The 22,322-nt window shown below is 61.5% G+C and carries 23 protein-coding genes and 1 pseudogene; 7 read left to right on the top strand and 17 right to left on the bottom strand.

Annotation, left to right across the window (positions count from 1 at the left end; translation table 11 throughout):
* Positions 1–143: 143 nt before the first annotated feature.
* A complete protein-coding gene (locus NKI19_RS18795) occupies positions 144–1,190 on the top strand; it encodes a PAN domain-containing protein (protein WP_352567559.1) in 1,047 nt (348 codons plus the stop codon).
* Between the two features lie 369 nt (positions 1,191–1,559).
* Here NKI19_RS18795 and NKI19_RS18800 read toward each other — a convergent pair whose 3' ends face one another.
* Positions 1,560–2,423, bottom strand: a complete 864-nt coding sequence (locus NKI19_RS18800; protein WP_352473670.1) for an ImmA/IrrE family metallo-endopeptidase — start codon at positions 2,421–2,423, stop codon at positions 1,560–1,562.
* Entirely contained in the window at positions 2,413–2,799 is a 387-nt protein-coding gene (locus NKI19_RS18805; protein WP_352467833.1) for a helix-turn-helix domain-containing protein, read from the bottom strand. The genes NKI19_RS18800 and NKI19_RS18805 overlap by 11 nt, the downstream gene beginning before the upstream one ends.
* Positions 2,800–2,981: 182 nt before the next feature.
* Between NKI19_RS18805 and NKI19_RS18810 the strand changes: the two genes are divergently transcribed.
* From NKI19_RS18810 to NKI19_RS18820, 3 genes are read left to right on the top strand one after another with little or no spacing between them, the layout of a single operon-like run.
* Positions 2,982–3,434: a multiubiquitin domain-containing protein gene (locus NKI19_RS18810; RefSeq protein ID WP_352567557.1), complete on the top strand. Its 453-nt coding sequence runs from the start codon at positions 2,982–2,984 to the stop codon at positions 3,432–3,434.
* Positions 3,412–4,593: a ThiF family adenylyltransferase gene (locus tag NKI19_RS18815; RefSeq protein ID WP_352567556.1), complete on the top strand. Its 1,182-nt coding sequence runs from the start codon at positions 3,412–3,414 to the stop codon at positions 4,591–4,593. The genes NKI19_RS18810 and NKI19_RS18815 overlap by 23 nt, the downstream gene beginning before the upstream one ends.
* A complete protein-coding gene (locus tag NKI19_RS18820; RefSeq protein WP_352467836.1) occupies positions 4,594–5,004 on the top strand; it encodes a ubiquitination-like system serine protease family protein in 411 nt (136 codons plus the stop codon).
* A gap of 408 nt (positions 5,005–5,412) precedes the next feature.
* Here NKI19_RS18820 and NKI19_RS18825 read toward each other — a convergent pair whose 3' ends face one another.
* The 13 genes from NKI19_RS18825 to NKI19_RS18890 form a co-directional block, all read right to left on the bottom strand.
* Positions 5,413–5,685, bottom strand: coding sequence for a DUF2274 domain-containing protein (locus NKI19_RS18825; RefSeq protein ID WP_352473672.1), 273 nt, complete (start codon positions 5,683–5,685; stop codon positions 5,413–5,415).
* 11 nt (positions 5,686–5,696) lie between these two features.
* The gene (locus NKI19_RS18830) at positions 5,697–6,914 is read right to left on the bottom strand and encodes a TraB/TrbI/VirB10 family type IV secretion system protein (RefSeq protein ID WP_352567555.1); all 1,218 of its coding nucleotides are present in this window, start codon (positions 6,912–6,914) and stop codon (positions 5,697–5,699) included.
* A gap of 10 nt (positions 6,915–6,924) precedes the next feature.
* Entirely contained in the window at positions 6,925–7,953 is a 1,029-nt protein-coding gene (trbG, locus tag NKI19_RS18835) for a P-type conjugative transfer protein TrbG (protein WP_352567554.1), read from the bottom strand.
* A complete protein-coding gene (trbF, locus tag NKI19_RS18840) occupies positions 7,943–8,674 on the bottom strand; it encodes a conjugal transfer protein TrbF (protein ID WP_352567553.1) in 732 nt (243 codons plus the stop codon). The genes trbG and trbF overlap by 11 nt, the downstream gene beginning before the upstream one ends.
* A complete protein-coding gene (gene trbL / locus NKI19_RS18845) occupies positions 8,675–9,997 on the bottom strand; it encodes a P-type conjugative transfer protein TrbL (protein ID WP_352567552.1) in 1,323 nt (440 codons plus the stop codon).
* 35 nt (positions 9,998–10,032) lie between these two features.
* Complete coding sequence (gene trbJ, locus NKI19_RS18850; RefSeq protein ID WP_352567551.1) at positions 10,033–10,758, bottom strand: P-type conjugative transfer protein TrbJ; 726 nt, start codon at positions 10,756–10,758, stop codon at positions 10,033–10,035.
* Positions 10,755–13,205: a conjugal transfer protein TrbE gene (gene trbE, locus NKI19_RS18855; protein ID WP_352567550.1), complete on the bottom strand. Its 2,451-nt coding sequence runs from the start codon at positions 13,203–13,205 to the stop codon at positions 10,755–10,757. Before trbE ends, trbJ begins: the two co-directional genes overlap by 4 nt.
* Positions 13,199–13,471, bottom strand: a complete 273-nt coding sequence (locus tag NKI19_RS18860; RefSeq protein WP_023680309.1) for a VirB3 family type IV secretion system protein — start codon at positions 13,469–13,471, stop codon at positions 13,199–13,201. Before NKI19_RS18860 ends, trbE begins: the two co-directional genes overlap by 7 nt.
* The gene (locus NKI19_RS18865; RefSeq protein ID WP_023680310.1) at positions 13,471–13,779 is read right to left on the bottom strand and encodes a TrbC/VirB2 family type IV secretion system protein; all 309 of its coding nucleotides are present in this window, start codon (positions 13,777–13,779) and stop codon (positions 13,471–13,473) included. Before NKI19_RS18865 ends, NKI19_RS18860 begins: the two co-directional genes overlap by 1 nt.
* 11 nt (positions 13,780–13,790) lie before the next feature.
* Entirely contained in the window at positions 13,791–14,759 is a 969-nt protein-coding gene (gene trbB / locus NKI19_RS18870) for a P-type conjugative transfer ATPase TrbB (protein WP_352567549.1), read from the bottom strand.
* Positions 14,756–15,169 (bottom strand): CopG family transcriptional regulator, encoded by a 414-nt coding sequence (locus tag NKI19_RS18875; protein WP_352467842.1) that lies wholly within the window; start codon positions 15,167–15,169, stop codon positions 14,756–14,758. Before NKI19_RS18875 ends, trbB begins: the two co-directional genes overlap by 4 nt.
* A gap of 119 nt (positions 15,170–15,288) precedes the next feature.
* Positions 15,289–17,316: a conjugal transfer protein TraG gene (locus NKI19_RS18880; protein WP_352567548.1), complete on the bottom strand. Its 2,028-nt coding sequence runs from the start codon at positions 17,314–17,316 to the stop codon at positions 15,289–15,291.
* Between the two features lie 982 nt (positions 17,317–18,298).
* Positions 18,299–18,532 (bottom strand): hypothetical protein, encoded by a 234-nt coding sequence (locus tag NKI19_RS18890; protein ID WP_352567547.1) that lies wholly within the window; start codon positions 18,530–18,532, stop codon positions 18,299–18,301.
* Positions 18,533–18,806: 274 nt separating this feature from the next.
* Here NKI19_RS18890 and NKI19_RS18895 point away from each other — a divergent pair, with 274 nt between their 5' ends.
* Complete coding sequence (locus tag NKI19_RS18895) at positions 18,807–19,025, top strand: KTSC domain-containing protein (protein ID WP_023722567.1); 219 nt, start codon at positions 18,807–18,809, stop codon at positions 19,023–19,025.
* Between the two features lie 490 nt (positions 19,026–19,515).
* Here NKI19_RS18895 and NKI19_RS18900 read toward each other — a convergent pair whose 3' ends face one another.
* Entirely contained in the window at positions 19,516–19,704 is a 189-nt protein-coding gene (locus tag NKI19_RS18900; protein WP_352567546.1) for a hypothetical protein, read from the bottom strand.
* A gap of 290 nt (positions 19,705–19,994) precedes the next feature.
* Here NKI19_RS18900 and NKI19_RS18905 point away from each other — a divergent pair, with 290 nt between their 5' ends.
* Complete coding sequence (locus NKI19_RS18905; RefSeq protein WP_352567545.1) at positions 19,995–20,360, top strand: hypothetical protein; 366 nt, start codon at positions 19,995–19,997, stop codon at positions 20,358–20,360.
* A gap of 229 nt (positions 20,361–20,589) precedes the next feature.
* Here the strand turns inward: NKI19_RS18905 and NKI19_RS18910 are convergent.
* Positions 20,590–20,793 (bottom strand): annotated as a pseudogene (locus NKI19_RS18910) (transposase); the annotation flags it as partial.
* A gap of 265 nt (positions 20,794–21,058) precedes the next feature.
* Between NKI19_RS18910 and NKI19_RS18915 the strand changes: the two are divergent.
* Positions 21,059–22,276: an IS110 family RNA-guided transposase gene (locus NKI19_RS18915; protein ID WP_352711492.1), complete on the top strand. Its 1,218-nt coding sequence runs from the start codon at positions 21,059–21,061 to the stop codon at positions 22,274–22,276.
* Positions 22,277–22,322 lie beyond the last annotated feature (46 nt).

The raw sequence follows: 22,322 nt of genomic DNA on the forward strand, positions 1-22,322 counted from the left end.
CCCGCCGGCCGAAGCCGAGGAACGCTACTACGCCATGTTGGATGAACCAGCCATAGCCGCGTGACTCGAACGAAACGGCCTCCGGAAAACCCGGGGCGGTTCAGACCGCCTTTCGCCGAATGGCGACTGGCGGAGCCATTGCAGTGGCGGCGGTCGGGATTGGGCTGGGCATCAATCTTGGTCTATGGGACAAAACCTTGCCGGAGCCGGCGGCTTTGCCGACCATAGAGCAGCCAAGCGATCTCACCTCCCCAAAAGATGAGCCGCCTATTCCTGTTCCAACTCCAAAGCCAACTCAGGAGCAGGCGCCCCAGGCTGACGTCCCTACCAAGCCTGACGTGGTGACCGTCGACTTCAACAAGTTCGCCACCAAGAACGTCGAGTTCCAAGGCACCACTTGGGAGTTAATCACAGGTCACCACTTCAAGGATGAGAACGACCAAACCTGGGACCGAGCGTGGTGTTACTCTCGGCGGAGTGTGAACGGCGTAGACGTAAATGTATCATTGGCAGCTCGTTCTGCACCGACAGCGCCACCAGCCGGGCCTGGCGCTGCTGCTCAGACGCTTCAGTTGGTCGGCCTTAATGATTCATCCGCCGTCGATCTTGCAACAAGATGCGCGTGGCTGGATGGTCGCACATTTGCGTCTTCAGACATCATTCCTGACTCGTCACGAGAGCAGGCCGCAACTGTCCCCGCAGAAACTCCTGCGACAGAGGTCGATCCAGATAGTGGATTTGTTGTCGTGTCCGGGTGGGACGCGATCGGAAACGACCTGCCGGATATGCCAATTAGGAACGTGAGTTCTGAGCAGTGTCAAACCGCCTGCGACACCGACTTCAGGTGTCTAGCGGTTACTTATAACACAAAATTTCGAGCTTGTTTCATGAAAGGGGACGCATCGCTACTGGTCAAAAGCGAAGAGTCGATCATGGCCGCAAAAAAAGTGGTCGAGAGCAATTTGCGCTACTCGAATTTGGTGTTCGCCACAAAAACGGAAATTTCTGGCAACGCCTATTGGACCTCTCCGCTCCGATATCCAGACTGCATACTGCAATGTGCAAACGACAAATCCTGCTTAGGGTTCAATTTCCGCAAAAAAGAAAGTGCGTGTGTCCTTTTCAACAGCATAACCCAATCCGCTGATAACGCAGCGGTCGCATCTGGCATCAAGAGCGTCGCCAACTAAAGTTGAAGCGAAGAACCTATCCTCAAGGAGCGATTGAAACCAAGCCGCTTGTCAAAGAAAGTGGCTAGCAAAATTCCACGATAACCTTTGGGTTAGCGGCAGGAATGTTCTTCGACGAAGCTCCAGCAGAATGCAAAGTGGAGCCAACTGAGGCATCTCAGAGAAAGAATTGTCGTCGGCGCATTGCGGGACCGTCTGACTGAATGTCAAAATGGGGCCGTGACCCGACGGACCGCTTTTTCTCTCGAAAGAAAGATATCGGCCGCTCGATTGGGAGCGCAAAAAGTCTGGGAATGATCCTGCCCGGACGCTGAAAAGGTCTGCATATTGGGCGATCGATCCGCTGGCCTAGCAAACTCAGGTCTCCACCTATCGCCGCTTCCTGCCGCCCGGCCAGGGCAGATTGCCGTCAAGCTCACGCAGGCCGTAGGTCTGTTCCTCCCATTGCTTGCGCTCGAGACGCGCGGGCGGGGCGTCGTCCTCTTCGTACCACAGCAGCGTCATGGTCTGATCCCATTGACCCACATGCAAGACGTCTTCGAATAGGCCGCCATCGCGGTCCCAGTCTTCGAACCACTCATCGGCCTCCGCTTCTTCAGGCCCTGATGGCTTCTCGCCCGCTCGTGCTCGTGCGCTGTAGGAACCCTCGGGCAGGAGCGCCCCGGGCCTGACCCAGCCCTTTGCCTGACGTAGACTTGCCGAGCGGGCGCTGTAGCGAACCTTGCCGCCTTCGGAGACGACGAACGCGCAGAGATTTTTCGAGAAGGTTGCGAAACGCGAGCCGGCGGCAAGAAGCGAGGCATCGAAATCATCGGCCAGCGTGCCGACGGCCGCCATGCCCATTTCCGACATGTCAACCTGCGGCTTGAAGAGCTTGTATGGTAGGAGTAGCTCGGCGGCGAAAATGTCGCAGAAAATCTCGCCTTGGGGCCGCTTGCTGAGACTCCAGCTTGGCTGGCTATGATCGGGGGCGATGTCTAAAACCGCGTGGGCAACCTCGTGGCAGACGGTAAACCTCTGACGCCTGTTGTTCTGATTGCAGTTCACGCAGATCTTGTATTTGCCCTTGGGCGTCTTGAACGACCAGCCATCTTCGCCGTCGTTCAAGGCTTCCTTTTTGATCGTGCCGTCGATTGCTGCCGCATAGATATCGACTGAGACCGGCTGCGCAAGCGGCCCGCATTTGCTGATAAACGCCCGTGCAGATGAAACGACTGACAACTCATCCATCATCGTCTTCCATCATCATGCGCCTGATGCGCGCGAGCGAGGTCGCGTAATCCGCGCGCGTGCCGCGATTCACAACGGTGGAAAGCATCTGCAGCTCCTCGGCGCTGATACTCTGATCCTGACGGACAAATTCCAAGATATTCGGATTAACGTTCTCCTGGCGCGCGAGGTGGCGCAGAACTTCGCGATCGCGCTTTGAGGCTGACAGCGCAGTCGCTAGCTTGTCCAAAACGTCTTCGGATGGGGCTTCCTTTACGCCCGTTTCAAGCCGGTGAATGTAGGCGTGATCGACCTCGCTGCGCTGGCCGAGATCCCTTAGGCTCAGCTTTCTTTCTTCCCTTAGGCCTTTCAACCACACACCCAGTGCTGTTTCCGGCATTCGCCCTCCTTGACAAATTTTTTTCAATCGCTATTTGTTGTCTGTGTGGACAACAGGCTCTGATCTGATGTGAATTAGACCAGGGCTTTTTTCGAACCCCTTCTGTTGTCTGGCCGGACACCAAAATGCCACCGGTCGGGGCGAAACGCAAGCGCCGCCAGAGGCGGGAAAGGATATAAGTCATGCTGGACATTGCTGCGTCGCACATCGTGCGCATCCACATCAATCGAGTGGCGATCAATTCGCCCAACCCAACGACCGGTGAAGCGCTCTATGCGCTGGCCGACATTAAGCAGCACGAGAGGCTCTACCGCGAGGTCGCGGGCGACGAGGAAGATGAGCGCATTCCGCGCGATGACACGCCGATCGATCTGACGCAGGATCAGCATTTCTACAGCCAGAAGGTCTTCGACATTCTGGTTAATGGCGATGACCACGAGATCGACACCAAACAGATCACTTACGCCCGCGTGGTCGATCTCTATCTCGGGCAGGGCGGAAAGCCCTCGAACGAATATCTCGTCAAATACTCCCACGGTCCGGTCGAGAACCCGAGCGGCACGCTCGCACCGGGTCAGAAGGTGAAGGTGAAGGATGGAATGCGCTTTCGAGTTGCCGGAACTGGTGAATCATAACCCCTTCCTTCGTGATCTGGACGAGACGGGATACCTGATCGACTTCGTGGGCGGTTATTTCGTTATATACGGTCTGCCCTACCTCGACAGCGAGGCCGGCTTGCAGCACGGCGATTGGGCCTGCCCACTTGGTCTGACCGGCCCGGTCATCGGCCCCCCCGCCGATCACCAAGCCTGGTGGCGCGGCAGCCGACCCCACGACCAGCAGGGACGCGAGCTCAGGCTTGGCGGCGGTCCCAATCCCGTTGAGGTGACGCCTGATCTCGTCGTGAGCTGCTCCTTCTCTTACAAGTTGATGGATGAGCAGGGCGCGCTGCGCGCGTACCAGTCGTTCGAGGAAAAGGTACAGACATACATCGATACGATCACGACGCCGGCGGTCAATGCTTATCCTCAGGCTACACCCCTACGTGGGATCGCCGTCAAGGCGGCCGCGCAGGGTTCGCCGCTGCGCTTTCCCGACACCATGTCCGCGCGCTATCACCTCAATGATCTCTCAGCGCTCATGCGCGGCAAGAAGGTCGCCATCGTCGGCCTTGGCGGAACTGGCTCCTTCATTCTCGATTCAGTGGCTCGTACGCATCTTGAGCAGATTGCGCTGTTCGATGATGACAAGGTCCATCTCCACACGATCTTCAGATGGCCGGGCTTTATCCCCGGCGCCATCGGCAAGCTGAAAGTCGAGGCGCTTGCCATGCACTATGATCAATGGCATGCGGGCATTGTGCCGGTCGCCGAACGCATCACGGCCGACAATGTTATTCGCCTCCGCGAGTTCGATTTCGTCTTCGTCTCGGTTGATGAGGGGCCGGCGCGCCTGTTGATCGTGGACTGGCTGAGTGCGAACAACATTCCCTTTGTCGATTGCGGCATGGGCCTGAACCGCTCGGCCGTCGGGCTCAGCGGCTTCGTGCGCATTACGGGCACCGACCGTGCCGCCTTCGACAACAATCGGGGTACGGTGCGTCTGCCGGTCGAAAACGCGAAGGCTGACGAATATCGCAAGCAGGCGCAGATTCCCGAGCTCAATGCGCTGAATGCCAACATGGCCGTGATCCGGTTCAAGCAGCATTTCGGGTTGCTGGACCGGGAGAGTGATGCGACCTCGATAATCTTCGATACCGTAACCTTCGAAATGGACCGGGCGGGGGGAGTCTAGATGAGATTTCGCTATGAAGCGGTCGAGCGCATGCCCAAGCCTTTGGTGCCGGGCGTCGTCTATCACAGCGAGGAGTTCGAGATCGGGGCCCTGCTGTGCGCTTGCGGCTGTGGTCATCGTGTTTCGTTGCTGGTGCCCGACAGCCACCAGGTCACTGAACAAGGCGGTATGGCGACGGTGCGCCCTTCGATTGCCGTCTGCGATGCACCCTGCAATTCGCATTACTTCATTACGGTCGGCGAGGTTGAGTGGCTGCGCGCCTTCGATCCAGCCACGTCGCAAGCGGTGATGCGCAAGCAGATCGAACGCCACGCGCACGGCGACCCCGCGCGTCTGTCCTTCCTGAAGCGTGTGCTGTCTGCGCTGGGCCGTGTCTGGACCCGGTTCACTTCCTTTGGGCCGCCGCAGTAGCCCTCGTAACAGGCAGGCTGATCCCGGCCTGCCTGTTTTGTTGGTGTCAGTAGGCGACAGACAAAGCGAGCACGCCATGAGGCGCAAATGCCTCGATCTGTGGTTGATGAAGGCAAGCGCGACGGGCCGCAAGCGGCAGTTCTGGCCCTGCCAACCAATGCCCGCTTCCAACAAGAAGCCAACGTCCGGAAGTGGGCATGGTCGACTTCGAGGGCATCGCCAGCGATGTCTGCTTTTAAGAAGCTGTGAAGTGGACCTTTACGGCCGTCAAAGGCGCAGAGCCGGCATTGGTTCGGGGCAGATCAGCTCGTCTTTTGTGCCCTATGTTTCGGCTTGCCGCCGGCAAGTTGCTTGAATGCATTCGCCCGCCTAGAAAGGTGCCCCCTCGGACTCACTGGTCGCTGTGACTTATTCGGACCCTGAAATTGCCTTCCGCCGCGATTTCTCTGACTTGTCGACGACAGGGAGCCCTTCCTTTCTGGCCTTGGCAAACGCTCGATCGCTCTCCAGGAACTCCGCCAGCATGAACGGGATCAGTTCCGCTACCGATTCGGACTCGCCATAGGTCTGACGATAAAGCGCCGCATAGTCCTTCAGTGCTTGGTTCAGGTCTGCACTTACGCTTATGGTGATCTTCGAAGGTGTCCGATCCGGAAGTTTGCCGAGTTTCAGATTGGTCATGATGACTCCAGTCAATTCGGGTACGGCCGTAGCACAAGATCCTTGTGCACGATGACGCGCAGTGGCCAACCAGGGCGGACGGTGATCGTGGGCTGAATATTGAGGTTCTTCTCGGTGATGCGCTGGCCAGCTTGACTGACGTTCTGCTGAGCGGATTCGCGGATTGCTTTGACCAGGTCGCTTTCGTCTTCCCCGAGGCTCAGCTCGGTGCCGACCCCTAGCAACGTGGCCAGCGCAACGCCTTTCATCAGCTGCCAGGTGTGGAAATCCACCTTGTCCTCAAGCCCGGCATAGCCGGCGGTGTCCGTCGCCGGCAGATTGTCCATTTCGATCGAAGAGCCGTCGGGCAGCAGTATCCGTTGCCAGACCAGCAGCGCGCGCCTTTGTCCAAAGGCAACAACGCTGTCATAGGTGCCAATCAGGCGAGAGCCTTGCGGAATGAGCAAGGTGCTGCCGGTGACTGTGTCGTGCACATTCTCGGTGACCTGTGCGACGACGAGGCCGGGCAAGTCGGAATTGATGCCAGTGATCAGGCTCGCTGCGATGACGCTGCCGGCCATCAGCTGATACGGCGAAGCCGGCGTCTGCAGTGCATGCAGATTGTAGATTCCACTTGTGTTCCGCTGGCTGACAAAATCGAGCTTGCGCTGTTGATTGTTTTGGTCGCCCTCGGCCGGTGCAACGGAAGCTGAATCGCGTGCGGCATCGGATTGTGGAGCCGTTCCATCAAAGGGTGGACGCCCGCCCTGCCCGTTGCCGGCGGCATCCGCTTGCCGGGGTCGATTTTCGATCCGGAAGAAGACTTGCGATTCGCGCGCCTCGATCGCCTGCTGTGCAAGGCGCTGCTCCTCCGCCGAAACCTCCTGGCCCGGCGCGATGCCCAGCTGGCGTTGGTGCTCAAGGATGGGGCGGCCGAGGTCGCCGGGCAGCGGTGGTCCAAGCACCGGAGGCTTGGGCTTGATCCCGGAATAGTCCTTAGGCAGCCTTTCAATTGCCTCCGCGGTTGGCTTCCGCTCGGTGTTGTAAAGCTCTTCAGCCTGCTCTTTGATGCGCAGTGCCGGTCCTTGCAGCGCCATCATGGTGACGGCTAGAACGGTCCCGGAACCAACAGCAGCAATGGCGACAATAATGCCGCGCTTGAAGCGCACAGCGCGGCGAGGCGAGGCCCGCAGCTGCAGCTGTTCTGGATCGAGTTTCGGTGGAGCATCGGAGCGGGAAGTATCCGTCATGGGCCGTCCCTCACCTGCTGGAACGCGAAAAGAGCAATATCCGCCGCGGCGCTTGCCTGCCGTCGGTCCTCGTGATGCGCACCACCTGCTGCTGCTTGGCGCCGAGGCGCAGTTCGGCCGCGGCGAAGAGGCGATCGACGATGTAATAGTTGCCCCGTACGCGGTAGTTGACGAGCTGGTTGTCCCCGTCAGCACCGACGATGAAGAGCGGCGGGGCCTCGCCCTGATCGATGCGGCGCGGAAACTCGATGTAGACCTTGCTGCCATCATCGAACGCGCGCGTCGGCCTCCAGGGCGGCATGTCGCCGGTAATCGAATAGCGGAAGCGAATATTTTCGAGAGCCACATTCGACGCCACTGGCATAGCGGCGTCGGCCTGCGCATTGCGCCGGCGTAGCGCGATGATCTGGTCCTCGCTGTAAGTCCAGGAGATGGCCGCCATGGCGGTCTTATCCGTGCTTTGAAGCTGCAGGTGATAGCTTCGCCGGTCCGTGGTGATCACCAGATTGGTGGCAAGTCCTGGCGCGAAGGGCTTCACCAGCACATGGGTGCGCTGGTCATCGCCGGAGCCACTGACGGTGTCGCCAATTACCCAGCGCACTGTGTCGCCGGCCGACACGGATTGGAGTTTCTCGCCTGACTGCAGAGCGATATCGCTGACGCGCTCCGGTGCGGCATAGAGCTGGTAGAGCGCGCCTTCGGCAAAAGGGTAAACCTGCACCGCATTCACATAGCCATATTTGGTGGGTTGCTGCGTCGCCGCCTTGTTGGCATCGGCGACACGTTCTTCAGGCGAGCGCCTGTCTTCAGCAGCCTTGCCCGGCTCGGGCTGCAACTGGCCGGGCAGCGGCAGCGGTGTCGGCACTTCCACGACCTTGACGGGCTTCTCCGGCGCCTTCTCGATTGCCGCTGGTTGGAACTTGGCAGCATCATAGGAAATCTGAGGTGGCGGCACCGGCTTCGAGGCACAGGCGGAGATGACCGCAGCCGACGTCGACAGGACCAGCGCAGTGCGGAGCGACGAGAGTCTATTTATCATTGGCGGACTCCTTTGGGGGAACGGAAGTCTGCGCGGCACTGTCGAGCTCGCGCGACCAGTCGATGGCATTGATGAAGACGCCGAGCGGGTTTTTGCGCAGCTGATCGGTATTGTTCGGCGGCCGGATCACAATGGTGAGGATCCCGGTCCAACGCGTTGTGCTGGCGAGGCTGCCGCGCTCAAAGACCTGCTCGGTCCATTTGACTTGAAAGGAGCTCTCGGACGCTCGAACCACGCTCGTCACCTGCACCGAGACGCTGCGCGTGCCGATCTTGCCGAACGGATCATTGGCCTTAGCGTACTCGTTGAGAAAGAGGGCTGCACGGTCGGTGGCAAAGTCGTAGGCCGAGAGCCAATTCTGCCGCACCAACACCGCATCGGTGGAGACGGAGCGGACATTCTGGATGAAGCGGCCGAGATGCCAGGCAATCTGGGCATCGTCGGGCTCGTAGGTTTGGATTGCCGGCGCGACAGCCCGTGTCTCACCGAAGCGGTCGACCTCGACGACATAGGGCACGACGCGGCCCTGCATCGACTGCCACAAGAGTCCACCAGAGAGCCCGATGGCCAGAGCGAGGCAGCCAAAGGCGATCAGGCGCCAGTTCCTTGCCTGCACGCGCGCAGTGCCGATGCGCTCGTCCCAAAGTTGGGCGGCCTTCTGGTATGGTGTGACGGGGTGGGGCGTCTTCCCGTAACGCTGAACAGGTCGCTTGAAGAGCATCTAGTCTTCCTTATCGTTGAGAGAGGGGTTGGCGCCGCTTCCACCCCGATCGCCATCGCGGACGGCCTGCGTGGCGGCGTGGCGATGGGCGCGCGCGGTCTGTTCGGAACGCAAGCGCCTCGCCCACGCCGGCGCGGCATTGGCACCTGACGCGGCAGGGTTTCCGGTCATTGATGCGGTCGGCGTGCCGCCCGTCGCGGTCCAGGCGGCATCGCGGCCGGCATCGGCGCTGCGCCGGAATGGTTCTGTTGCAGATCGCATTCCCCGAATCGCGGCGCCGCCAGCTGCGCCGGCAACGCCCTGCAGTCCAGCAGCTACGCCGGAGAGGCCGGACTCGGGCGATGTTGCACGCCTCATCTGCCAAGCTGTGGAAGCAGCCGATCCCATGGCCGTGCCGGCTCGAACGGCGGCGAGACCGCCGCCGGTTGCCATGCGCGCGCCGGCAAGCGCCGCACCTCCGGCAACGAGCGTTGATCCGGCGGCCGCCGCGGTGGTTCCGAGTGCGGCTCCCGCGCCAAGCTGCGGCGCGCCGGAAACAAGACCCGAGGCAATTCCCGGTCCGAAAATGCCGAGCCCAAGCAGCGCCAACGCGCCCAGTACCTGTGACATGGCCGCGGCCAAGTCCGGCTCCTTGCCTTGCAGGGCGGAAGCGAACTCGCCGAAGAGCGTGGAGCCGATGCCGACGATGACGGCAAGCACCATCACCTTAATGCCCGACGAGATCACATTGCCGAGCACGCGCTCGGCCAGAAACGCCGAGCGGTTCCAGAGCGCGAAGGGCACCAGAACAAAGCCGGCCAATGTGGTGAGTTTGAACTCCAGGATGGTGATGAAAAGCTGGATGGAAAGGATGAAGAAGGCGATGAGGACCAGGAACCAGGCGAGAAGCAGCACGAAGATGGTCAGCGCGTTGCCAAAGATCTCGGGGAAGCCGACTAGCTGGCTCGCTTGATTGAGCAGCGGCCAGGCGCCCTCGAAGCCGGCCGCGGCAATGCGGCCTGGCCGCAGGAGACTGTCGGCGGACAAATTGCCGGACGAAGCGTTGATGCCGAGCCCGGCAAAGGAGCGGTAGATGATGTCGGCAAGGCTTCTGAAATTGTTCAGGATGAATGCGAAGGCGCCGACATAGAGCACCTTTCGGACGAGCCGACCGAGAATATTGGGTTCGCCGCCGAACGCCCAGACCAGGCCCGCCAGCGCGATGTCAATGCCGATCAGGATGGTAGTGAGAAAGGCGACGTCGCCCGAAAGCAGACCGAACCCGCTGTCGATATAGCGGATGAAGGTCTGCATAAAGCGATCGATGACGCCGAGGTCATTCATGTCGCCGTCTTCCTCGTTGTCTTGAAGACTGCTGATCAGTTGCCGGGATAGGCCGTACCGGTGCCCAGGAAACGCTTCGTCGTCTCGCGGGCGGCTTCCTCGGACTGCGCCTTGCGGGCAGCATCTTCGGCTTCAGCCCGGAACTGGGTCGCGAGCAGCGTCTGGATCTGCATCTGCTGCTTGGTCGAAAGCGCGATCAGCTGATTGGTGGCCTGGCTTGCCTCAAGGGCACCTGCCGCGCCCTGACTGCGGTTGACGAGATCGGTAAGCAGGTCGCCGTCGGCCCGCACGTTCTCCACGATCTGCGACTGCGCGCTCATGGTTTGGCGGAACGCCTGCATGGCGTTTTGCCAGCGCTCGCGCGCGGCGCTCGCCACATCGTTGACCTCGATTGTGGCGTCGTAGCTTTCCGGATATTGCACACGCCACTGGTTCTGAAGCTTGTCGAGATCGAAGCTCAGGCCGCTGGCCTGGGTCATCAGGCCGTCGATCCGTTGGAGCGAACCTGTGAGCTGGCCCACGGAAGAAAAATCCAGGCGCTGAAGGTTGCGCGCCATGTTCTGCAGCATCGTCGCCTGGTTCTGAAGCGACTGGATCTGGTTGTTTATCTGCTCCAGGGAACGTGCCGCTGTCAGCACGTTCTGCGCATAATTCGACGGATCGAACACGATCAGGGCGTGGGCCGGCTGGACGTAGTCGGCCATTGGTTTTGCGATCAGGGAAACGGTGATCAGGCTGGTGAGAAGGCGGCGCCGCATCATGACGATTGCTCCTTGTCTGGTTGAGGGAATTGCTGGAGAAGCTCGGCAGCCCAATCGAGGCCGCGCGCAATCAGAAACCGGGCGGCAAAGCCCTCCTGTCCGTGCTCTGACAGCACCTTGTCGATTAGGGTCTGCGTGGCCGGATCAGAGGCGCCGCAGAGCGCAAGAGCGATCGGGCCGAGCCCGAGCTCGAAGAGGCGGTTGCCGCGGCGCGACTGCAGATAATACTGGCGCTTCGGTGTGGCACGGGCGACCAATTCGATTTGCCGCTCGTTCAGGCCGAAGCACTCATAGGCTGCCCGCACCTGCGGTTCCACGGCACGGTCATTGGGAAGAAAAATGCGCTGTGGGCAGCTCTCGATGATTGCCGGCGCGATCGACGAGGCAGCGATGTCTGCAAGTGACTGCGTGGCGAAAATGACGGAGACGTTCTTCTTTCGCAGCACCTTCAGCCATTCGCGGATGCGGGCGGCAAAGAGAGGGTTGTCGAGATAGACCCACGCCTCGTCGAGCATCAGCAGCGTCGGCCGTCCGTCGAACCGCTCCTCGAGACGATGGAACAGATAGGTGAGCACCGGGAGCACAGCGCCTTGGCTGTGCATCAGCTCTTCGGTCTCGAAACACTGCACATCCGACAAAGCCAGCCGATCTTCATCGGCATCGAGCAGCCGGCCGAAGGGACCGTCGAGCGTGTAGGGCATCAACGCGGCCTTGAGCCCATTGGACTGAAGCAGAGCCGACAGGCCCGTCAGCGTGCGTTCCTGCACCGGCGCAGTCGCAAGGCTGATGAGTGCCGACCAGATCGCCTCCTTTACCTCCGGCGTAACGCTGACATTCTCATGGGCAACGAGGCCGGCGATCCATTCCGCCGCCCAGCTGCGAGTAGTCTGGTCGCCGATATTGCTCAGTGGCTGGAAGGCAAGCGCACCATCCGCGCCCAGCGCGTGGTGTTCTCCGCCCATGGCCAGTGTTGCCGCACGAGCCGAATTGCCCTTGTCGAAGACATAGACCTGCGCCCCGGCATAGCGTCGAAACTGCAGAGCGACTAGCGCGAGCAGAACCGACTTGCCGGCACCGGTCGGCCCAACGACCAGCATGTGGCCGACATCGCCGACGTGGGTGGAAAGCCGAAACGGTGTCGACCCGTTGGTCTCTGCGAAGAGAAGCGGCGGGGATTCGGTCCCAGTCACGTTGGCGAGATGCTCGTTGTCCACCGGACCGGCCCACGCCGACGACAGCGGCATGACATGGGCAAGATTCAGCGTGTGAACGAGCGGCTGGCGAACGTTAGCGTAGACATGACCGGGCAACGAGCCGAGCCACGCCTCGACCGCGTTGATGCTTTCACGGATCGTGGTGAAGCCGAGCCCATTGACTATGCGCTCAACCGCTCGGAGCTCTTCCGCGGCGGCCTGCCGGTCCTGGTCCCATACCGTCACCGTTGTGGTGAGATAGCCGAAGCCGACGTGATCGCCGCCCAATGCCTGAAGGGCGGCATCCGCATCGAGCGCCTTGTTGTCGGCGTCACTATCGACGAGAGGGACGGGTTCGTTGGTCACGACCTCGCGCAGGATGGCTGCGACCGATTTGCGCTTGGCAAACCACTGACGGCGCAACCGGGTCAGTGTCTTTGTGGCTTCCGTCTTGTCGAGCGGGATGAAGCGCGTCATCCAGCGGTAGGCGAAATCCTGATGGTTGAGCGCGTCGAGGATCCCTGGCCGGGTGACGTTCGGGAAACCAAGAACGGTGAGGGTGCACAGATGCTGCTCACCCAGCATCGGCTCCAGGCCGCCGGTAAGCGGCGCGTCAACCAGAACACCGTCGAGATACATTGGCGTTTCCGGCATGGCGACCGGATGGCGGTAGGTCGAGATTGTGCCGTGCAGATAGGTTAGCGTCTCGGCATCATCGAGGGCGCGCACTTCCGGCATGAAGCCGGACAGCAAATCCAGGACGCGGTCGGTCTCGTCGCGAAACCACGCCAGCTCCTGGCGCCAGTCTCTAGCCCCTCCCGAGTGATGCGAGTCGACCAGTGCGCTTTCCGCCCGCGCCTGGCCATCTGGCGCCGGCATGAAGACCAAGGTCAGATGATAGCGACTCTCGAAGTGCGCGACCTTGCCCTCGAAGGCCGCGCGCCGTTCCTCATCGACCAGCCATGAGGCAGCATCGGGAAAAGCCGAGCTCGGATAGCCCAGCGCTTCAACGCGCTCGGCCTCGAAAAACAACCCCCATCCGGAGCCCAACCTTAGTAGCGCATTGTTGGCTCGTGCGCAGATGCCGACCAACTCGGCTTCGGTCGCGCTTTCAAGGTCGGGGCCACGGAACCGGAAGGTTCGCTGGAAGCTACCGTCTTTATTGAGCACGATGCCGGGCGCCACCAAAGCGGCCCAGGGCAGATGATCGGCCAGCCGATCGGCTTTGCCGCGATACTCCGAAAGGTTCAGCATGCAAGCCACCCTTTCAGGCGAAGATGACGGACAAGCACGCTGGCGAAGTCCGGATCGCGGCGAGCGGCAAAGACCGCGAGCGTGTGGCCGGCGATCCAGAGCGCCAGTCCGGCGATCCACTGCTGCAGGCCAAGGCCTATTGCCGCGGCCACCGTGCCGTTGAGGATCGCCACCGCTCGCGGCGCGCCGCCCAGCAGGATCGGCTCAGTCAATGCCCTGTGAACGGGGACTTCGAAACCCTCGATATGCTGCTCTCCGGTGGCCATCAGACGAGTGCCCCGCCGCCGAAGGAGAAGAAGGAGAGAAAGAAGCTCGATGCCGCGAAGGCGATCGACAGGCCGAAGACAATCTGGATCAGCCGGCGAAAACCGCCTGCCGTGTCGCCGAAAGCAAGGGTCAGGCCGGTGGTGATGATGATGATCACCGCGACGATCTTGGCGACCGGTCCCTGGACCGACTCAAGGATCTGCTGCAGCGGCTGTTCCCAAGGCATGCCGGAGCCCGCTGCGTGGGCCGGGACGGTGAGAAGAAACGCGAGCGCGGTGGACGAAAGGAAGCGAAGCTTCTTGAGCATGAGGTGACCTTTCAAAACTGCTGGAGTTGCGGAAGCGTGAGCGGGGTGACGGCGTAATCACCGCTGCTGTCGAGACCGGTGACCTCCGCGATCGCGTCAATGCGGCGCGAGGATCCGCGCCCAGCGATGAAGACGATCAGATCTACCGCATCAGTGATGAGGCGGCGGGGAACGGTGACGACGGCTTCCTGGGCGAGCTGCTCGATACGGTAGAGAGCGGAGCGCGCCGAATTGGCGTGAACCGTCGCGATGCCGCCGGGATGCCCGGTGTTCCATGCCTTCAGCATGTCCAGGGCTTCCGCGCCCCTGACTTCGCCCACGATGATGCGGTCGGGTCTGAGCCGCAGGGTCGAGCGCACGAGATCGGCGAGCGTGACCGACCCCCGCCTCGTCCTCAAGGCAACGCAATCCTTCGCCGCGCATTGCAGTTCGCGCGTGTCCTCGATCAGGATCACCCGCTCGTCGCAATCGGCGGCTTGTGCCAGCAGCGCATTGGCAAGTGTTGTCTTGCCCGACGACGTGCCGCCGGCGACCAGGATGTTGCGCCGCTCGCGGACCGCCTTCTTCAGCGCATCGGCCTGCAGCGGCAGCATGACCCGATCGGCGACATAGTCGGCCAACGTGTAGAGTTTCGCCGCAGGCTTTCGGATGGCGAAGCATGGCCCCAGCACGACAGGCGGCAGCAGACCCTCGAAGCGCTCGCCCGATGGCAATTCGGCGCTGACAATCGGATTGTCAGCATGCGCCTCGGCGCGCACGTGGGAGGCGACCAGGCGGATGATGCGTTCGGCCTCAGAAGGATGCATGTGCACGCCGGTGTCGACCCGGCCTTCACCCAACCGGTCGAGCCGCAGCGCACCGTCGGGATTGACCATCACCTCAATGACGGTCGGATCGGCAAGGGCTTCGGTGATCGCCGGACCCATGGCGGTGCGCAGCATGACGCGGCGGCGATGGTCGGCTTCCGGATGAGAACTCATCCTTCCCCTCCCCTGCGATCGTCGGTGCCAAGTGACCGTTTCCCGGAAGCGATTTGGCGGCCGACCTGTTCGACGAATTTGTCGAAGCGCTCCTGGGCAATCGCTTGCGTGGCCCTGTCCGGCACCGGCGTGTGAGCATGAAGCGTGATCGAAAAGCGGATGAAGAGCGCCAGGCTCTCCAGGATCATCTCGACATCGCGCCTGACATGTCCGAGGTCGCGGGAAAGACGGTCGAGCCTCTTGCCGTAGCGCTGGTCGAGTTCATTCTCCCCACGCCGCTCGATAAAGGCCTCGACCGCGTGCGCCACAATGGCCGATTTGGTGGTCGATGGATTGCGGCTGAGGTTCTCCAGCTTCTCGCTCAACTCGGGTTCAAGCAAAAACTGGTGACGAATGCGGTGGGGCTTCATGCTGCTCGTTCCTCTGACCGGCGCTGATGCACCGGCGACGGGAACGAGCATCGTCGAGATCCTCGAAATCGCTTACGGCCGTTATCTACGCTGAGATACGCCCGCGTATGGCGCGCCGTTCAGAAGCCGGGCACGATGTCCTTGTCGTCGCCCATTCCCTCATTGAGGCCGTACGCACGTGCTGCGGTGGAAATCCGATCCATGACGCGCTTGTCGGCGAGCGTCTCGCAGTCATCGTCTGCGGGCGTGAACAGATCGCCATGATCAGGCTCCTGGGCGACGAGGGTCCGTTCTTCGGGCAGGCCCGGATGGCGCTGCTGCTGGACACCTCCGTCTTCGATTGCCGCGCCGGCACTGTCGTCGTCGCCAGCAAGACGCCGATCCACGCCGCGCACCTGTCCGCTCCAATCGTCCGGGCGCGACGTGGGCCGATCCGCGTAGGCACCGTCGCGCAGCACCGGCGAAGGCAGCACTCGCTCCGTGAAATTCGGATCCTGGTAATAACGCAACTTCTTGGCGCGAATCGGCGGCAATCCCGAAACCAGGATTAGTTCGTCAGCCTGCGGCAACTGCATCACCTCACCCGGCGTCAGCAGGGGGCGAGCGGTCTCTTGGCGGCTTACCATGACGTGGGACAACCAGGGCGCCAACCGATGGCCGGCATAGTTACGCATCGATCTGAGTTCCGTCGCGGTACCGAGCGCGTCCGAGATGCGTTTGGCCGTGCGCTCGTCATTTGAGGAAAAGGCAATCCGCACATGGCAATTGTCGAGAATGGCGTTGTTCTCGCCATAGGCCTTGGAGATTTGGTTCAACGATTGCGCTATCAGATAAGCGCGGATGCCGTAGCCTGCCATGAAGGCGAGCGCAGTCTCGAAGAAGTCGAGCCGACCGAGCGCCGGAAATTCATCCAGCATCATCAAGAGCTGATGCTTGCGGCTCTTCTTTGGATCGCCCTCCAGGCGCTCGGTCAGCCGCCGGCCGATTTGATTGAGCACCAATCGCACCAGGGGCTTAGTGCGCGAGATATCCGACGGCGGCACGACCAGATACAGCGACATCGGTCGCTCGGCATCCACAAGGTCGGCAATGCGCCAGTCGCAGGCCGATGTTGCCGCGGCCACCGTTGGATCACGATAGAGCCCGAGAAACGACATGGCGGTCGAGAGAACGCCTGAGCGCTCGTTCTCTGACTTGTTCAGCACCTCACGAGCCGCCGAGGCCACGACCGGATGGACCTGGGGCTTGTCCACCGTGCCGAGGTGGTTGGTGGTCATCATCCGCTGCAGTGTCGCAGCGAATGAGCGTTGCGGGTCCGACAGGAAGGTGGCGACACGGGCGAGTGTCTTTTCCTCTTCGGCGTAGAGCACGTGCAAGATGGCGCCAACTAGGAGTGAATGACTGGTCTTCTCCCAATGGTTCCGCCGTTCCAGCGCGCCTTCCGGATCGACGAGAATGTCGGCGATGTTCTGAACGTCGCGGACCTCATCTGGACCTTTGCGCACTTCCAGCAGCGGGTTGTACCGCGCCGATCTCGGATCGGTCGGATTGAACAAGAGACAGTGCGAGAACTTCGACCTCCAGCCAGAGGTCAGCTGCCAGTTCTCGCCTTTGATGTCGTGAATGACGGCCGAGCCGGTCCAGGAAAGAAGGGTTGGAACAACGAGTCCGACGCCCTTGCCCGAACGTGTCGGCGCAAAGGCCATGACGTGTTCCGGTCCGTCATGGCGCAGATAGCGATAATTCAGTCCGCCAAGGAAAACGCCGGCCGGCTGAAACAGCCCCGCCTTCTCGATTTCCAGCTTCATGGCCCATCGTGAGGACCCATAGGTGGTGACCAACCCCCGCTGCCGTGCGCGCCAGAGGGACCCAGCTATCGCGGCGGCACAGCCCAGGAACCCACTGGCTCCGGCAAGTATGCCAGCCTTGTCAAAGACCTCAGGCGCATAGGCGTCAAATTGGAACCACCATTCGAACAGCTTCCACGGCTGGTAGATCGGCCAGCCGACTGTCACAAACCATGGTGGGCCGAGTGGCGGCTGATAGGAGAGCATGTGGGCGCACCATTGGGTTGCAGTCCACACGCCAAGAATGACAATTGCGAATACGACAGCGATCTGCCCAATCAGCAACTTCGTGGGTGTCAATGGCTTGCTCCGCTCTTCTGGCCAGACGGACCAAACATCGCGCCGAGCGATGAGAATTCGAACGGCCGCTACATGCGACTAGGTGCGATGACAAGGTTGATAGGCATTGTTCAGCTGCGAACAGCGAAAATCCGCCGCAGCAACCGATCGGCGGTGCCAGGTACGCGGTTTGGTCGCAGAAGATGTTGGGGCTTCAGGCGCGGGCACATTGAAGATGTGCTGACAGACAAACCTTTGGAGCCGACGCGTTTGTGCGAGTAGCGAGCTGAAGGGCTCGGCGAGAAGTCGTCGTTCTCAATCGGGCGACGGGGGATACATCGGCGAAGACGGCATAAGGGAGGATGGGCCAGACCGAGCCGACGGAAAGGTCGTAGCCAAGGCGGCCTTGGAGCGCATAGCGCCTGGCCGGGAGGCCGCCGCCAGCCAGGCTTAGGCGGCGCGTCGTTGAGCGAGGTGAAGACCCCCCGAACGGGCTCGACGAGGGTCCACGGCGGTCACAATGTGGTGGTGGTGATCGCAGTAGACGCGATCCGGCGAAGTTGGCCCAGCACAAAAACGATAACCGCCGGGTACAGAAGCGTCTTCGCTCACCGGGAAGCGGCACTGATAGAGGCCTAGCTGAATGAGGGGGACGTCTCGCGAAGTTGGTCTGATATTTTCAGGCATCATGATGGTTTCCTAGTTCACAGCAATTGCCGGCTGACGGCCGCAGTGCGACCCATCAGGGGCGAGCTTCTCTCGTTTGGGAGGCTATGGATCACCATATGGTGTTGGCAGCACCGTCAATGAAGCCCGACGCCCTGCTTCTGAAGCCAATAGTTTGCGACTTAAGGCCACACCCATAAACGCATTGGCGATCTACCATCGTGTCCCCGAGGCACTCGCCCGCCGCGGTTTGCCGGCGGCGGGGTGGCACTGGCTTGTGGGGCCCTAGGCCCACTCGCGGCGCTCGCACTGGATCTCGGTGCGGGTTTCCCTTGTCTCATCGCCCTGTCAGCGCCTTGCAAATGAGCGAAACCAAGCTGTCGCGCGCTCGCTCGTGGAGTGCGCCTTTCGGCCGCCATGCAAGGAAATCATCAACGCTCATCCGATCAGCCGGGTTTGTGTCGGCGTCTGGCTGGCTGAATTCCACATACAGATGCAGTTCGTCCGGCACGAAGACGACCCTCCACAATCCTTCGATGTCATTGGCAAGGTTGTAGGCGAGGACGGTCATGGCGGGGCACTCCTTTCGCCGTGGAGCGTGCCTATCGCACGGGAAAATTCCATGACCAGAAGTTAGTATTGACGCTCGCGCTTTCTCACAAATCCAACGTCCGCGTGATGCCGAAAGGTGCAGCCAGCTTTTTGTGTATCTCGATTGGGAACACGGGACCGCCGCGAAAGTTCGGTGCACGCAGCGAATCCTCCCCCTCCAGGTATTGCTGCAGATCGGTATCCCGATCGGCCCGCGCTCCCCGCAAGGGCGCGGGCCTCGGCCTGTGGTGCTCATGCCATCTACTTCGATCCGCAAGATGGAATATGATCTGGATAGAAGGACCCTCTCGGTGTGGTTCGTCGCCAGCGGCAAGCGGTACGAGTTTGAGGGGGTACCGCCGGAAACCTTTGCCGCGTTCCGGGCGGCGTTCGCCAAGGGCCGCTATTTCAACGACCACATCCGCAACAATTTCCGCTACCGTCTGGTTGCGAGCGATAGCGACCCGGGATGACCTGACCTGCCGGCGGCTCAGTCGTCCTATCGCTCCAACCGGCGGTTGGTGGACGCGTTGCCGCTGTGGCGCTTAGGGTTGGTTACGGTCCGCGCTCACTTGGCAAGCCCACCCCCCGCATCCCCCCGCCTGGTGAAAAGCGTTTGATCGGTCCCGCCGTTCTGGCAGTGCGGCGGGACTTTTTTGCGGTCCAGGTGGAGCATCGGCGCGCGGGGAAGGCGCGGTGCACGCAGCACCCTTTTCTCATCCAACGTACGTCGCTGGCGCGCTGAAGGGTCTCAATGACGGTCTGCCGCCGGAACTCAACTAGCTGGACTATTGCTCGACCGGAAGCGGCTCGTGCTGCGGCTCAGCGTGGTGGAAGACCTGTCCAAGATCGCGCGCGTCGAACGTTTGGCCGCAGACTGGGCAGTAGACCAAGTGCTTCGACTCGTCCTCTACCGGCCCGTCATGCGGCCTGCCCACATAGCCCGTCGCGATGTTGTCGGTTCTAATCCGGGGCAACGACAAGTGCCTTTCGTCGTTTTGGCGGCCTATATTTCTCCACCAACCGGACCTTGTCACGGTCGACCGTGACCAGCGGCCCGAGGTCGATCATCACGGTGTCCTCGTCGATGCGCGTGACCTCGCCTTTCAGGTCGATTTGCTGGCCTCGGTTCACCTTGGTGTGGTCGATCATGGAATGTGGGAAGTCGTAACCTGGGATAGAGACGCTTACGCGGTCCTCTGTTATCCGCCTTCGAACCGTGGCAGTAATCGCCACCTGGTCACCAACGCCTATTCCCCGAGCCATGCCATGGATTCTGGTGCGGGCAGTGTCTTCTTCAAGAGGTTTCTAATATACGCCCGCCATCCTAAGGCTGATCTACGACCAGAGTTACAAAAGTTGAACTTCATCGGGGAACACTCCTTCTGTCTGCCTGTTCGATTTGCCAGGCGCATCCCGCGCTTTCAGACAGGAGAAAGAAGATGAAACGCATCCTTTTGGCTTCGGCCGTGCTGGCGGTGTCGGCGGGGCTTTCCTTTGCCCAGACGACGAGCGGAACTTCGAGCGGAACTTCGAGCGGAACCTCGACGAGCGGAACCTCGACCACGACAACCATGCCCAGTACGACGGATCAGGGCACCGGCACGACGAGCAGCGGGACCAACATGTCCGGCGATCAGGGCACCGACACGAACACCACCAGCGGCATCACAAATCCGAACTCGGCCAGAGACTGCGCGCCCGGCCAGCAGACTGGCACCGCTCAGCAGGCTGCGCCAGGTCAGCAGGACACGACAGCCAACACCGCCGCGCCAGGCCAGGTGAAAAAGACCGACGAAGGTTGCTGATTGGCACATCGGCACAGGTTGGAATCACCAGCGTGTGGCTGGCCAGTCTCCCCCGACCATCGCCTGAACTCAACTCGGCTGGCGAGCAAGTTCCCGCCAGCTCAACGCTCTGATGCTGAAAATAAGTTGTGTGCGTCAAGTTCTGCAAAATGGCGTGGCATTGCGGTGACGTCGGCGTGTCCGCCGCGCAGCCCCCGTGTTTAGCGGAGCGGCGGACACATGACGGTGCTCAGGCGGCCAAGGCCCTCAGGCTCTCCTTCTTGTGCTCGCTCAGATGATCCATGTTGAGGTAGCGGGTCGCCTCGAGCCAGTTCTCGTGGATCTCCACCGCCAATGCCCGAACCAGCCGCAGACAGCTCCGCGGGTTGGGGAAGATGCGAACGACCAGGGTGCGCCGCTTGATCTCCTGGTTCAGCCGCTCCAGCATGTTCGTAACCGGTATGATCATGACGGTGCCATCCGATCCCCGCTGGAGATGAGCGATTTTCGGCGTATGGTGCGACCATCCGGGACAGGGGCACCGGGAGCACGCCAAGTGCGGGCAGGCCGATGTATTCGATGAGCTGCGAGCTCGCGTTAGTAGCTGGCCGCCCCTGCGACCTGCCCGGTTGCGCCGAGAGCGCGGATCCGTAGGTGTCGCGTCGCCCGCCGGCTCCCGACTGTTTGAGGAGAGGGAGCCGATGAGACGTGTGATTGGAATGGACATCCACCGCACCTTTGCGGAGGTGGTGGTTTGGGAAGACGGCCGGCTGCGCCATCACGGACGGGTCGACATGACCCGCTCGGGACTGGAAGGGTTCGGCCGCAGTTTGCGACGGACTGATGAGGTTGTCGTCGAGGCTACGGGCAACGCCATGGCGGTGGTGCGGGTTCTGTCGCCCTATGTCGGCCGGGTGATTGTCGCCAACCTGATGCAGGTGAAGGCGATCGCTCATGCCAGGATCAAGACCGACAAGATTGATGCCGGCGTTCTGGCGCAACTCCATGCCAGCGGCTTTCTGCCGGAGGTCTGGGTTGCCGACGAGCGGACCGAGCGGCTTCGCCGCCTCGTCGCGCGGCGCAACCAGGTCGTGCGGCATCGCACGCGCGTGAAGAACGAGGTGCATGGCATCCTGCAGGCGCACCTCGTGCCGAAGTGCCCGCATGCCGATCTGTTCAACAATCGCGGTCGCGCCTGGCTCGAGCGGCAGGTGCTTCCCGACGACGAGCGGGCCGCTATCGCCCGCCACATCCGCGAGATCGACCGCCTGGCCGAGGATCTGGCTGACCTCGATCGCGACATCGCCGGGGAAGCGGTTGATGATGCGCAAGTCCGGCGGCTTCAGACGATCACCGGCGTCAATGTCATCGTCGCGAGCGGTATCATCGCCGCGGTCGGCGACATCCGGCGGTTCCGCGAGCCGCAGAAGCTGGTGAGCTACTTCGGCCTCAATCCGCGTGTGCGCCAATCCGGTCTTGGCTTGGCGCAATATGGCCGGATCAGCAAACATGGGCGTTCCCATGCCCGCGCCATGCTGGTCGAGGCCGCCTGGGCCGCGGCGAAGGCGCCCGGACCGCTCAGGGCCTTCTTCCTACGCATCCGTAACAAGCGTGGTCATCAGGTCGCAGCTGTGGCGGTCGCCCGCAAGCTCGCCGTGCTGATCTGGCATCTGCTGACAAAGGAGCAGGACTACTTCTGGGCTCGCCCGGCGCTGGTGGCGGCAAAGCAGAGGCAGCTCGCTCTCAAGGCCGGCGCGCCGGGCGAGCGCGGTGTCGGTCGCCGCGGTTCGGCTTACGCCTACAACGTGAAGGAGTTGCGAAACAGCGAGAAAGCCGCGGCCGAGAATGCCGAACGTGCCTACGAGCTAATGGTTCGGCATTGGCGGTCACGCGGGCCGAAGCGGCGCACGGACGCCACAAACGAGGAACGACTATAACGGCTGCGTGGCGGCACTCTCATCCTCTCGCACCACTCTTTGCCAT

The organism is Mesorhizobium sp. M0751 (assembly GCF_040320265.1).
In the GTDB taxonomy this organism is placed as follows: Bacteria; Pseudomonadota; Alphaproteobacteria; order Rhizobiales; family Rhizobiaceae; genus Mesorhizobium.